The organism is Paenibacillus sp. NRS-1760, from assembly GCF_050467785.1.
GTDB lineage: Bacteria > Bacillota > Bacilli > Paenibacillales > Paenibacillaceae > Pristimantibacillus.
Window position 1 is genome coordinate 42,683 of the sequence record NZ_JBITPK010000024.1, and the last position, 14,079, is coordinate 56,761.

Below are 14,079 nucleotides of genomic sequence, written 5' to 3' on the forward strand. Positions count from 1 at the left end.
ACAATGGCGCAACAACTCGTACAATTAAAAAATGAAGATATTCAGAAGCTGGAGCAAGAAGTGCAAAACACGATGCAGAAGGTAGCTACAACCGATGCTATGCATCTGGATACACTAATGGATGAGATTACGAAAAAAGGCCAGAAGACGCTTGAGCGCTCAAGCCAGACGCTTACGATGCTCGAAAGACCGCTGTCGGATCTCATGTCAGGCAAACGGTCTGAGGTAGCAAACAACATGCTTAAGCTTCGCAGCGAGGTTGAGGATTTGAGCAAAAGCAAGCAGCTCTCGCTCGTGCAGAAGCTGCTTCGGAAAGCACCGATGAAGGCTTATATTTATAAATATCAATCTGCAAAATCTAATGTACAGGTTATCGTCAAATCGCTCAGAGACGGCCGCGACAACTTGGAAGAGAACGTCATTCACATGAGAAATTTGAAGCGCAGCAGTCTAGACAATGTATATGACCTGCAGCTGCTTGTCGAATATGGCAATCGTCTCAAAAAGATGTTCGAAGAGGAAATTGCTAAGCCTGAGAACGAGCACCGGAAAACCTATTTGGAGCGCGGGCTTCGCAAGGTTGTAACGAAGCTTCAAACGTATACGGAAATGATTATGCTTTATCAGCAAGCGATTGCCGCAACGGATATTATTAATGATACAAATGATAAGCTGATGGATGCGCTGGACAGCTCGATTGATAAAACCCAGCATCTCATGTCGGTTTCGGTCTTGATTGCCAGTGCGATTGATGACCAGATGAAGGCAATAGAAGCAGTCAATTCAACGAATGAAATGTTAGGCAATCAATTTGCTGAGAACGCGCGTCTTTTGAATGAAACGAGCGAGCGAGCTAATCAAGCATTAACGAAGCCGGCTATGAGCATGGAGCTTGTGGAGCGGGCAATGTCGGATCTCTTCTCCGCGATGGACAAGTACGAGAACTCCAATCGACAAATTATTCAAACGGTATCCCAGCAAACGGAAAAGATGACGCAAATTAATCAAAAGGTTGGACAACGCTTAGGCATTCAAGCGGGTTCTGGAGCTAGCCAAGCGGAGCTTCCTTCTTCAGCAGCCAAAGGATTTTTGGAGTAATTCAAAAAAGCATTATTAGCAGGACGAGCTCTCCAAGGGCTCGTTTTTTTGCGTTTTTTGAGAAGAAATGACGGATGTCCTATAAGTAATGGCTCATAAAGCATAAAGAAACAGCATAGTCTTAAAGAAAAAACGAGGTGATCATGCTATGATTGGCGAAATTGCCATAGCTGCACTCATTGTCGTCTTAATTGTTGTTGCCAGCTTTGAACGGGCGGAGGATATTTTGAAAGATTTTTAAGCATCGCTGTTTGTGTTCACCTCTGATTTGGTATAATAGGATGAATTATACTGGCTGATCGGAGGTGTTCCAATTGGAGTTTACCTATGAAATTATTTCGGAGTCAAATATTAATGTACGGTTCATCTATGGTGGTGAGTGGTTTACTTTTAATCTGTTCAATCGAGACCAGCAATGGGTCCTTCATCCTTTTGATTCCTCTTTGATTCGCAATAAAGATATGAGCAGGCTTGTCATAGCAGATTTGATCCAGCATAAACCTTTTCAAGTGATGTTAGCGAAAGAAGGCATTCTTCTTTCCGAGCTGAATACATCCATTCCGCTTGGACAGCAGCAGGAGACAGAGGTGGAGTACGAAGCGCTTCCTCGTATAGGGCGCGGTTCGGACCTGATCTTTGACGAAGAGCGTTCTTCCAAGCCAGAAGAAATCAATATCGAACAGTTAATTGAAGAAAATGACCTAGAGGATCTTATTCGGCTCGAGGTACAAATGATTGAATCGCGTCAAAATCTTTATAATCAAATATTGCACCGAATGTTCATGGCTGATCTAGGTCCAACCGACCCGGAATTCCAGAAAATTCAACAAATTGTCAAAACATATGGGGAAGCGAAAACAAGGCTCCAAGCGATACAATAACGGAGTCACTTCCTGTATAATAGAAGCACTGAATGGTTCTGGAGGAGATTAGGTTGGCACAGCTTTATTACAAATATGGAACAATGAACAGCGGTAAATCTTTCGAAATCATTAAAGTGGCTCACAATTATGAAGAGCAAGGCAAGCAGGTTCTTATTTATTCACCATCGGTAAGCGCAAGAGGCGGGGTGGATCGTGTAGGTTCTCGTGTAGGGTTCGAGCGGGAGTCCATTCCGGTTCAAGAGGATACGAACCTTTTTGAAAGTGTGAAAAGCTTCGTTGCAGGAGCTGCACCATCCAAAATTTATTGCGTACTCGTAGATGAAGCGCAGTTTTTGAAGAAACATCATATTTTGGAGCTTACACAAGTCGTGGATGAGCTTAATATCCCGGTAATGGCGTTTGGACTCAAAAACGATTTTCAAAATCAATTATTTGAGGGCAGCTATAACCTGCTCGTGCAGGCGGATAAAATTGAAGAGATTAAAACCATTTGCTGGTTCTGTGATCGGAAAGCAACGATGGTTATACGCTATAATGACGGACAGCCGATGAATGCAGGTGCGCAAATCCAGATTGGCGGCAACGAGGATTATAAGCCTGTATGCAGACGCTGCTATAATGAAGCTTTTCGCAATGCGTAAGCAGAGGTAATAATAGTACAAAAGAACCTCCAGATCCACTGTTGCAGTGGCTTTGGAGGTTCTTTTGTTTGGTTTGCTATTAAAGACTGAATTCACTTGGATTAAGTCCAAGGGTATTGCAGATGTCACGCACAGCAGCTTGTTCCTTCATATCGAAATCGCCGTCTGCTGCTCCGATTGCGCTGCACACACCAACGATTACACGAGCAACATCTGGTTTGCTGCGGAATTTGGCAATCGCTTTAAGCGCCTCTTGCTTGCCAATCATCGCGTCAAACTCCATATTGCCTACAAAGTGATTGAAACGGTTAATCACATCACTCATATCAAAAACTTTTAATTCTTCGCTGCGGCCTATGTAGCCGGCCATTTTTTGTTTTTCATTGGAGTCTACGGAACCGTCTGCTGCTGCTACAATCGCACAGCCAGCTACTACCGCATCTAGGAATTCTTTATTTTTAAATTTTTTAACCTGATCGGTTAGTCCTTGCTTACTTGTTTGCAGCCATGATTTGAAAGAGCTCATTTAGCTCAGCCTCCTAGAGTGAATTTAAATCTTATTATTCTATTGTAGATTTAATTGGGGTCATTTAGCAAATTTTGCGGTAAATTGTCTGTTTATGCTGTTAGATTAGATCGTTGAATGAAAAGGAAATAGGATGAACTATAGAAGGAGAGACGATGTATTTTTGAAATCGATTATATTATACAAAAAACAACGCACATCATCTTAAAAATGACTCATATTATGAAATCGTTTTCAATTTTATACTTGTAAGTAATCTCGTCTACAGCTGTCCATTTCAATTAAGAAGGGATATGCCGTGAGACGACAATTATAGTTATGGGGAGGGTTTGGTTTGAAAAGAAAAATGTCGATGATGACGGCGATGCTGCTGGTCATATCGCTAATGACGAGCTTGCTTTCAGTAGGAGCAGCGCCTTTGGCGCAGTCAAATGGGGGATTGCCGACGTACTTGGACCCATCTAAAAGCGTTGATGCAAGGGCGGCGGATCTGCTTGCCCGGATGACACTAGAAGAGCGCGCAGGACAAATGATACAGCCAGAGAAGTCGAATATTACACCTGAGGAAGTAAGGCAATATTTTATCGGCTCGGTGCTTAGCGGCGGCGGTTCGTTCCCGAACGGCAAGCAGCAGGACAGCACGCGTGAAAATTGGCAGACGCTTATAGACGGCTATCAGGATGGCGCGCTTTCTACGCGTCTTGGGATTCCGCTGCTGTATGGCGTGGATGGAGTACACGGACATAACAATGTGAAGGGAGCAACCTTGTTCCCGCATAATATCGGTTTGGGTGCAGCGAATAATGCTGAGCTGGTGAAAAAAATCGGCGCCGTGACAGCAAAGGAAATACGCGCAACCGGAGCAAATTGGGATTTTGCGCCGACGATTGCAGCCCCGCAGGATATTCGATGGGGTCGGACCTATGAAGGATACAGCGGCAATCAAGCGATATCCAAGGTACTGGGTGCAGCATACATTCAAGGGCTGCAAGGAGAAACAGCTGCGGAGCGCAGTCAGACGAAACATGTCGTTGGCGCTGCGAAGCATTTTTTAGGTGAAGGCTATACGGATAACGGCGTTAACCAAGGGAATATAACGAAGTACACAGAGGATCAGCTCATTGCAAGTGATTTAGAGATGTACAAAGCTGCCGTTGATGCAGGTGTACAAACGGTAATGGCATCTTACCACAGCATTCAAGGCCTTAAGATGCATGCGAATAAGCGGCTTCTTACGGATGTGCTGAAGGGTGAGCTTGGATTTAAAGGTTTTGTTATTTCGGATTATAACGCGATTCAGCAAATCACGCGTGATCAAGACGGCAAAGCAGTCAGCGGCTTGAAAGATCAGCTGAAAGCATCCGTTAATGCAGGTGTAGATATGTTCATGCTGACGGGTGACTGGAGAGCCAGCCTTGAGCATTTAATTAGTCTTGTTAAGGATGGCAGCATTACGGAAGAGCGTATTAATGATGCAGTCCTCCGTATTTTGAAGGTGAAAATTTCATCTGGTCTATTTGAGAATCCAAAGACAGATACGGATTTGGCAGGCTATTTCGGTGCATCTGAGCATCGTGCGCTTGCGCGTCAAGCAGCGGCGGAGTCGCTCGTTCTTCTGAAGAACGATGAGGTGAACGGTTCACCGATTATGTCTCAGCTGAAGAATATGGACAAAATCTTCGTAGCAGGTAAAAATGCGAACGATATCGGTAACCAATCTGGCGGCTGGTCGATTACTTGGCAGGGAGCATCCGGGGCGATTACGACCGGAACGACAATCTATGAAGGGCTTAAAGAGGTTGCAGGAGCCGCGAAGACGGTAACGTACAACAAGCATGGCCGCGGCGCTGCTGGTTATGACGTAGCTATTGCTGTTGTAGGCGAAACGCCTTATGCAGAAACGAATGGAGATCGTACGAGCCTAAATCTCGACGAAGAGGATCTCGCAACGATTGCAAATATTCGTGCAGCTGATCCGAACATTCCACTCGTTGTTGTTCTTGTATCAGGACGCCCGCTTACGATAGCGGATCAACTGGGTGACTGGGATGCGCTTGTCGCAGCATGGCTTCCAGGTACGGAAGGTCAAGGCGTGGCTGATGTACTGATTGGGGGCAAACCGTTTAAAGGGAAAAACCCGATCAAATGGCCATTTTATGTAACGAGTAATTACCCAATTATGACCGATGCCAGTCCGAATTTGCTGTTTCCTATCGGATACGGCTTGACGAGCGGGCAGGCTACGCCTGATCTGCCGAGCAAACCTGTAGAACCAGAGAAGCCTTCACTGCCTATCCCAGGCAAGGTCGAGGCGGAAGCGTTCGATGCGAAGAGCAGCGGATTGAATACTGAGGACACGCAGGACACTGGCGGCGGCAAAAATATTGGCTGGACGTCCGGCGGCGCATGGCTGGATTATAGGGTGAAAGTGAGCGAACCCGGTACCTATAAAGCCGATTTCCGCTATGCTGGCAACGGCGGCGCAACGGGGATTAAGATTAAGAGCGAAGCGGGAGCGACGCTTGGTACGTTGAACGTAGGCTCCACAGGAGGCTGGCAAAGCTGGCAAACGGCCAGCGTCGATAATATCGTGCTAAGCCAAGCAGGCATTCAAAAGCTGAGGCTTGAGTTTATTGCCGGAGACATTAATTTTAACTGGGTAGAGTTTACGCGTACAGGCGATGTTCCAGCTGGCGGCGACGGTGGCGGCACTGGTCCAGGTAATGGAGGCGGCGAACAGCCAGCCCTTATTAGCGGAGCTGTTGAGGCATGGATCTCCAGTGAACGTGATGCGGGTGACCGCAAATGGTATTATGCAGATCGTTATCAAGCTGGGGATAAGAAGCTGGAGCAGCAGACGAATTTAGATATTACCCTTCCAGATAACAGCAAAGCGACAACGATTACGATAAATCCGGATAAAAAGTATCAAACGATGCTAGGAATCGGTTCGTCCATGGAAGAAGCGACGATTCATAATCTTGTGAAAATGTCTCCGGAGAAGCAGACAGAGCTGCTTCGCCAATTGATCGACAAGGATAATGGCATCGGCATGAGCTTGATTCGCCTAACGATCGGAACCTCCGATTTTACAGCACAAAAGTTTTATTCGTACGATGATTTGCCTGCAGGTGAAACGGACGTTGAGCTTAAGAAATTTTCCATTCAGAAGGATATTGATTTTGGCATTATTCCAACCGTCAAAAAGATACAAGCGATTAATCCCGATGTACAGTTTTTTGCATCGCCTTGGAGCCCTCCAGGCTGGATGAAAACAACGGGCAGCATGGTAAGAGGTCAAGTGAAGGAAGAATATCTTCCTGTGCTTGCAGATTATTATGTGAAATTTTTAGAGGCATACGCTGAGCATGGCATCTACTTTGAAGGCATGACGCTGCAAAATGAGCCGCTGCTCGAAATTGATTATCCAAGTACAGCGATGTCATGGCAGCAAGCGTCACGTCTAGCCAAGCTGCTGCGGGCAAAGCTCGATCAGAATAGCAATGCAAAAATCAAAAGTGTAAAGCTATGGATGTTCGACCACAATCCTGGCGATACGATGGCTTATCCAGCACAAATTCTGGGCAATTCCGTAGAAGGGGCTTACGATGCCATAGAAGGGACGGCGTTCCACGATTATGGCGGCGAGCTGTCCATGATGACGGAGCTTCAAAAGCTGTTCCCGCAGAAAAGCGTGTATTTAACGGAGCGTGCGGTATGGGGTACAACGGGCGCTGACCGAATCGCACAATATTTCCGCAACTATGCCAAAAGCTATAACAGCTGGGTTACGATGCTGGACAGCGATATTTCATCCCATCAATGGGTAGGCATTCCTGATCCGACTCCAGTCGTACAGGATTCCTCGAATCCAGATCACTACTGGCTGCTGCCGGAATATTATTTGATGGGGCAGTTTACGAAATTCGTGAAGCCTGGTTATGTGCGAATCGATAGCAATTACGGCTCGGCTGCGACAGTAACCAACGTTGCGTTTGCAAGCCCAGACGGCAAAGAAATTGTAACGGTTGTCATCAACCAAACGAGTGACCCGCAGCCATTTAAAATTATAGTTGATGGACTTCAAATTGAAGCGGTCATTCCAGCCAAATCAGCAGCAACCTATCGCTGGAATCGTACGCAAATAACAAACGTTCCAGCAACGATTGACGCTACGCGCTTTGCTTCAGCAGAAGGCGAGTTCCAGATTAATCCGAACGGATACTTAGGTTCTTTTGCACCAAATGGAACAGCTTCGTTCGATTATGTTGTAAATGTGGCAGAAGCAGGCGAGTATGAACTCGATCTGGCGATTGCTGGCTTTCAAACGGATGGTCTGGTTAGCTTTGAACTGGATGGCCAGCCGCTTGTGTCACTGCCGATCAATCAGACGACGTACCAGTGGGAGTACTTCGCTAATCGCCGCGAGCGCGTTATGCTTCCAGAGGGTGCGCATAAATTAACGATGAAAGTGAGTAAAAACGACTTCAATGTTAGAAGTATTGCGTTCACGAAGGCGGATAAGGCAGCAATTTCACTTCCCGCATCTATAGAGGCGAGTAAATTCACATCTGCCTTTAATGTACTCGTAAACGGCTCAGCGGTCAGCTATGCCGATCCGAATGATTGGATGGAATATGAGGTGCAGGTTCCGGCGGATGGAAACTACGGTATTACGTATCAATATTCCACGACCTATGACGGAGCGAAAGCAGAGCTTTCACTAGGAGGAAATGTACTGAAAACGACTGAGCTACCAAACAGCGAGAGCTGGGATGCTTGGGCAATGGCTTCAGATACAGTTGCTCTGACTGAAGGTGTTCATACGCTAAGAGTTCGAATCGTTGATCAAGGCTTCAACTTGAATGCCATTGCGGTTGGGCCTGCTATTATCGCAGATGCCTCAGCCGTAACAGAAGGTGCAGAGGCTGGAAGTAATATTTTTGTCCGGTTGCTTAACGACACGTATAAAGAGGAGCTGACTTCCTCCAACTGGTCCATCGACGGGTATGCGGGAACGGTTGTAGACAGCGTTTATCGTGTTGATGACCATATGGCTAAGCTTACCTTAGGAGGAGGGGCGACTAGAGACTATGACTCTGATCGTACCGTCACGGTAACAGCCAGCACATATGAAGCTGCTTCTGGAAGCATCGGTAAGACGATGAGCTCTAAAGTTATCATTAAGGCTACTGATGATGCGGAGTCGTTATCCTTGTCAGAGAGTCAGATTGCTTATGACGTAAATGGCAAGGAGCTAATCGTTACCCTTGCTGGCGGTACATTCGTGCAGAGTCAGCTTGGAGCGATAACCGTGTCGGGAGCGGCTACCTCGCAAGGAGGCGTATCACTGCGCTCGGCGGAGCTTCTCAGCCCTAATCGAGTGAAGCTTACGCTGAACTGGAGCGGAACCGTTTACTATAATGAATTGGAATTGCAGGTTAACGTTCCACTGCAAGCCTACGATGATTCAACAGGAGGTACGGCGTTAAACGCCAAGGCAGTGCTGCTTGGAACCGAAAATGTGAAGGAGCCAGTAAATCTTTTGTCCCTTGATTCATTGGATCAGTTCAATCGATTAAAAGGATTCGCAGTGTCTGGAACAGGAAGCGCGAGCAGGCTAACCCAAATTGATGCGGGCGATTATGCCGATTATTTGGTACACGTGCCAGCTACTGGTTCCTATGTTGCAACCTTTAAGGCTACATCTGGCGGCCAAGCTGTGAATGGCATCGTGCTGGAGGCGCAAGATGGCGCTGTTCGGAAAACGATTAACGTACCAAACCTTTACAACCAGGTCGTTGAAATGCGAATTGTCATTGATCTCGTTGAAGGTGACCAAAAGCTTCGTATTCTGGCTGGAGCATCCGGCTACGAGCTTAGAGGGATTAAATTTGAGCCTTATGTTGTACAGGTAATGGATCAGAGCGGTGTTATGAAAATTGAAGCGGAAAGCTACACCCATGCGGACGCGGCTGCTGTTCAAAGCAATATGGACGGACAAACGCTGTTATTCAAAAACGTAGGTTTTATCGCGGCAGCAGGCTCGCTTTATTTTGACGTAAATATCGCAAAATCGAGCTTCTACAAAGTGACCTACCGTTATGCAACGCCGCAAGCAGGCGTGAGTGGAACGTTGTCCGTGAATGGGCAAAAGTTGTCTACTACGCCGCTAGGAGCAAGTGGTGGATGGGATAAATATGCGGAGGCTTCTGGCATTGTAGAGCTTGCAGAAGGCATACAAACGATTCAATTTACTAGCAATAATGATGGGGCAAACCTGGATTGGATCACGCTTGAGCAGACTGAAGCGGTTACGCAAATTACAGGTTCCACAGCGCTTCCGACTGCTTCGCTGAAAGCTGGAGCCTACAAAGGAACCAAAACGGTTGCTTTAACGACTGCTACAGAAGGGGCTGCCATTTACTATACAACAGATGGATCGCTGCCTAGCAGTACAAACGGGCAATTGTACAAAGGAGAGCTTAAGCTCTCGGAGCTGACAGTGCTCCGCACGATCGTGATTAAAGCAGGAATGAAGGACAGCTTTGTTGCACCATTTACGTATATTATTACGCCAGGGGAAGAGCCAACACCAACACCAACGCCAACACCAACGCCGACGACACCAACGGAGCCAACACCAACACCGACGTCACCGACGGGGCCAGCTGTAACGCCAGCTCCTACGACGCCTCCGAGTGGAAAGGGCACAATACCTGCACCAACTCCGGTCATGGACACGGCTAGCGGACTTGGTAAAACTGCGATAAGCCAAACGCTTATCGACGAAGCTTTGAAATCAGTAGAAGGAAATAATGGTACCGTTCAAACCATTATAATTAAAGTACCGAGTGTAAATGGAGCTAATGGCTACGAGGTGCAATTGCCTAAAGGGACTATTAGCGAGGCTAAGCTGTCGGTACAGTATGAGATTCAGACAGGTACGGGTACGATTGTTGTACCAAGCCATATGTTGAAAAAATTGCCTTCGGATGCGAAAAACGTATCCATTGTGATTGCGAACATCGATAAAACAAAGCTTAGTGAAGAAGCAAGAGAAGCAATCGGCAGCCGTCCTGCGGTTGAGCTGAATCTCTACGTTGACGGTGTTAAAGTGGAATGGAGCAATCCAGAAGCTGCTGTAAACGTATCGCTTAGTTATACTCCAACAGCAGATGAGCTGGCGAGCAGCGAGCAAATTACAGTGTGGTATTTCGACGCAGCAGGTAAAGTGATTGCAGTGCCAAGCGGCAAGTATGATAAATCGCAAGGTGCTGTGCTTTTCACAGTAAATCATTTCAGTACGTATGGCGTAGTATTCGTAAACAAAACGTTTGACGATCTTGGCAAATATCCTTGGGCGCAACAAGCGATTAAGGTTATGTCGGCAAAAGGCGTCATCAACGGCATATCGGATAAAGCATACGCTCCAGCTCAAAATGTGAAGCGGGCAGATTTTATTACCCTGCTCGTGAAAACTTTAGGTCTTAATGCTGCGTATGATAGTCAGTTTACCGATGTGGCAAAAGGTTCTTATTATTATGATGCGGTTGCCATTGCGAAGAAGCTTGGCGTAGTAACTGGCCGTGCGGACGGTACGTTTGATCCGAATGCCTCCATTACAAGGCAAGAAATGATCGCGATGACAGCAAGAGCGTTAAATATTTCTGGCAAAAAGCTGCAAGCAGGAAGCTCGGAGCAATTGCAATCGTTCACCGATTTGAAGCAGCTAGCAGCTTATGCAACGGACAGTGCAGCTCTTCTCGTAGCGAACGGCATTGTGAAGGGCGACGGCGCTAAGCTTAACCCGCTTGGTTATACAACCCGTGCGGAAGCAGCAGTTATTATGTATGCCATTTACAACAAGTAATAAGATTGGGATGAGCGATGCGGCTCATTGAATGACAAGGAAGAAGCCTTCGAACTCACTGATAAAGTGGGAAAGAGGGCTTCTCTTTTTTTTGCCTATTCTATGAAAATTTTTTCAAAATAGTCGTATGCCGTTCTCACTATTAATCTAGCGAATAGGATGAGGGTATCAAACGGTAGGAGTTGATTAGGTGTCATTTTATTTGAAGCTGCGCACGTACCTAGGGAGAGATGTAGAAGTTATTCTCTCTAATGGGGATGTGGTTGCAGGTGTGCTGCTGACGGTAGGCTTCTCATACGTTGTGGTTCGAACCTTGCGTGTACCTGGATACGGTGGGACGGAAGATGTGTTGATACGTTTGCGGGTCATCGAATATGTCCGGATTTTATAGGAATGGCTGTACGGATGCAGGAAGAAGGCGTGACTATGTCGAGCGATTGATCGCGGATAAGGATGTACTGCCTCCTTTACGAAAAGGAAGAGATTTCTCCCAAGCAGGCAATCGGCGCGGGGTTCACCAGCGCTTGTCAGTGATTATACCCGTTCAAAACGAGGAGCGGACAATAGGGCGTGTCATTCAAGAGGCTATATTGCTGTCGCCAGCTGAAATTATCGTAGTTGTTAATGGCTGTAATGATCGTACTGAGAGTATTGCTAGAGAGCTTGGCGTTTCGGTTATCGTTTTTCAGGAGTCGCTCGGAACGGATGTTGGTAGAGCTATTGGCGCATATGCAGCCACTGGCGATGCGCTGCTGTTTGTGGATGGTGATTTTCATATCCCTTGGAAGGAGCTTGCTCCTTTTCCTAATGCGCTGCTAAGCGAATGTGATCTGGCTGTTAATAAGCTGGATTACCACCTCAGCATGCGCATGCCTTGGAGTGCCGTGACAACGCTGAAAATAGCACTGAATATGGCAGTTGGCCGCGAGGATCTGGCGAATGCTTCACTCGTACATGTTCCATTCGCGCTGAATAGGCGGGCGCTTAATGTTATTCAATGGTCCAATTTATTATGTCCGCCGAAGGCTTATGCGCTGGGACTGCTCGGTGGGTTAACCGTCACGCCTGTTCACTGCGTAGAAGTTGATCGCTTAAATCGTTATCGTCCAAGCAAACACAACAATGCCGGAGGAAACCATTCCATTGCAACGATGCAAATAATAGGGGATCATTTTGAGGCTTTGCATGCCATTCATAGGAGAGAGGGCAAGAAAGGAGAGATAGGGTGCAGCGGGAATTTGGAAAAGTAAGTATCGTTATTGCAAATTATAATCGTGCAGCATATCTCATTGAATGTTTGGACAGCTTGATGAGTCAAACATATTTGAATAAAGAAATCATCATTGTAGATGACGCATCGACCGATAGGTCGCTGGATGTTATCGAGGCTTGGTGCGAAGCGAACGGAGTAGCAGGTACAGAATCTATAGTACTCGTTAGACTTCCTAGAAATATTGGGTTTTCTGGAGCCGTTACGACGGGTTTCTTCCACGCTCGCGGACAATATATCGCGGTACAAGATGCGGACGATTTCTCTCATCCGCAGCGTTTAGAGAAACAAGTAGCGTATCTCCAAAGCCATGCAGAGGTTGCACTGGTAGGAACGAGCTACGCTAGCTTTGATGAGGCCGAGAAGAGGCAGTACGTTCAGGAAAAATGGCTGCGTTTCGGTGATGATATTCATGATGTTTACCGCAGCGGCGGTCACTGTGTTTGCCATGGGACGATCATGTTTCGCGGCGATGCTTTTGATCAAATTGGAGGATTGAGCCGACGAATTGTCGGGGCGGAGGATTATGAGTTCATCGTTAAATTTTTGAATAACAAAGCTCGTATTGAAAATATTCCTGAAATTCTTTATTACTATCGTCTGCATGCGAGCCAACGTTCATTGGCTTTTTATGCGAAAAAGGAGTGAGGTGAAATGGCAGGCTCACCGTTATCCGTCTTAATGGCTCTGGACAGTATGGATGCCGGTGGTACGGAAACACATGTATTAAGTCTAGCAAAAGCACTAATAAAAATAGGTCAAAGAGTGAGTATAATTGCCGCGGACGGCCCTATGCGGTTTCGGTTTGAGGATGCCGGGTGCCATGTATATTTGTTTGAATTCCAGCCAGCTGGAGTGTCAGTTCAAACGGAGCGAATCGTTAGGCTGCAGGAAATTATGCGAAGCGAGAAAGTAGATTGCGTTCATGTGCATCAGACTCCATCAGGTTTGTTTACGGCAAAGGCAGCTAATCTATTAGGAATTCCGTCTATATTTACCGTTCATGGCACCTATTATCCGCAAACTGCTCTAAAATCGCTGCTTGTTTACTCGGAATCGGTCATATGTGTAAGTGCTCCTCTTCAAAGCTACATCACGCGGCTTGGCTTTCCGTCTATCGTTGTCCCGAATGGCATCGATCTAGCGGAGTTTTATCCATCCAGCGGCGCAAAGCTTCGCTCAGACTTAGGTATTTCTGAAGATGCAATTGTACTTATGTATGCTAGCCGCTTGGCTTGGGGAAAGGCAACAGCATGTGATGTCCTGCTGCGGGCGATGAAGGATCTTTATCGTTATGGGTGGGATAAGCTTGAGCTTGTTGTTGTCGGGGATGGCCCTAAATATAATGCAATTTCAGAACTTGCGGAATTTATTCAGGCGGAAAGCGGAAGACGCTTCATTCATATGGTTGGGAAACAATCTCAAATGCGAGAGTATTACAATGCTTCAGATATCGTTGTCGGTACGGGACGCGTTGCGCTGGAGGCAATGGCTTGCGAGAAGCCAGTGCTTGCCATTGGCAACCATGGCTATTTTGGCTGGGTGGAGCCGAGTAATTATGAGCAGGCTTGGCTTAACTATTTTGGAGACCACGGTTCGTCTGCTGCTTATTCCCGTTATTTGTTTGCAAGCGAGATTGCAGATGGATGCCGCAGGCTGGAGGGGCTGCGCGCTAATGGAATAGAGGGAAGACGGTGGGTGGAACGTGAGTTTCATATCGATCAATCCATTGATCAAATGATGAGCGTGTATCGTTCAGCAATTGGAGAGATTTAATGAAGGGCGGT

At 46.7% G+C, this 14,079-nt stretch carries 9 protein-coding genes; 8 read left to right on the forward strand and 1 reads right to left on the reverse strand.

Going from position 1 to position 14,079, the window contains the following annotated elements:
- Nucleotides 1–3: 3 nt before the first annotated feature.
- From ACIFSR_RS32945 to ACIFSR_RS32955, 3 genes are all read left to right on the forward strand, one after another.
- On the forward strand, nt 4–1,098 hold the full coding sequence (locus ACIFSR_RS32945; protein ID WP_339205088.1) for a toxic anion resistance protein: 1,095 nt from the start codon (nt 4–6) through the stop codon (nt 1,096–1,098).
- Nucleotides 1,099–1,412: 314 nt separating this feature from the next.
- Nucleotides 1,413–1,979: a hypothetical protein gene (locus ACIFSR_RS32950; RefSeq protein WP_339205087.1), complete on the forward strand. Its 567-nt coding sequence runs from the start codon at nt 1,413–1,415 to the stop codon at nt 1,977–1,979.
- 53 nt (nt 1,980–2,032) lie between these two features.
- Nucleotides 2,033–2,623, forward strand: coding sequence for a thymidine kinase (locus ACIFSR_RS32955; RefSeq protein WP_339205085.1), 591 nt, complete (start codon nt 2,033–2,035; stop codon nt 2,621–2,623).
- 79 nt (nt 2,624–2,702) lie between these two features.
- Here ACIFSR_RS32955 and ACIFSR_RS32960 read toward each other — a convergent pair whose 3' ends face one another.
- Complete coding sequence (locus tag ACIFSR_RS32960) at nt 2,703–3,149, reverse strand: tellurite resistance TerB family protein (protein WP_076267368.1); 447 nt, start codon at nt 3,147–3,149, stop codon at nt 2,703–2,705.
- Between the two features lie 334 nt (nt 3,150–3,483).
- On the opposite strand from ACIFSR_RS32960, the gene ACIFSR_RS32965 reads away from it, so the two are divergent.
- The 5 genes from ACIFSR_RS32965 (at nt 3,484) to ACIFSR_RS32985 (ending at nt 14,068) form a co-directional block, all read left to right on the forward strand.
- Nucleotides 3,484–11,022 carry a glycoside hydrolase family 3 N-terminal domain-containing protein gene (locus tag ACIFSR_RS32965; RefSeq protein WP_430063377.1) on the forward strand — a complete coding sequence of 2,513 codons (7,539 nt, stop codon included), beginning with the start codon at nt 3,484–3,486 and terminating at the stop codon, nt 11,020–11,022.
- A gap of 190 nt (nt 11,023–11,212) precedes the next feature.
- Nucleotides 11,213–11,413, forward strand: coding sequence for a hypothetical protein (locus ACIFSR_RS32970; protein WP_430063379.1), 201 nt, complete (start codon nt 11,213–11,215; stop codon nt 11,411–11,413).
- Nucleotides 11,397–12,272 (forward strand): glycosyltransferase family 2 protein, encoded by an 876-nt coding sequence (locus ACIFSR_RS32975; protein WP_430063381.1) that lies wholly within the window; start codon nt 11,397–11,399, stop codon nt 12,270–12,272. Before ACIFSR_RS32970 ends, ACIFSR_RS32975 begins: the two co-directional genes overlap by 17 nt.
- On the forward strand, nt 12,248–12,940 hold the full coding sequence (locus tag ACIFSR_RS32980; protein ID WP_430063383.1) for a glycosyltransferase family 2 protein: 693 nt from the start codon (nt 12,248–12,250) through the stop codon (nt 12,938–12,940). The genes ACIFSR_RS32975 and ACIFSR_RS32980 overlap by 25 nt, the downstream gene beginning before the upstream one ends.
- Nucleotides 12,941–12,946: 6 nt before the next feature.
- Nucleotides 12,947–14,068 (forward strand): glycosyltransferase, encoded by a 1,122-nt coding sequence (locus ACIFSR_RS32985; RefSeq protein ID WP_430063385.1) that lies wholly within the window; start codon nt 12,947–12,949, stop codon nt 14,066–14,068.
- Nucleotides 14,069–14,079 lie beyond the last annotated feature (11 nt).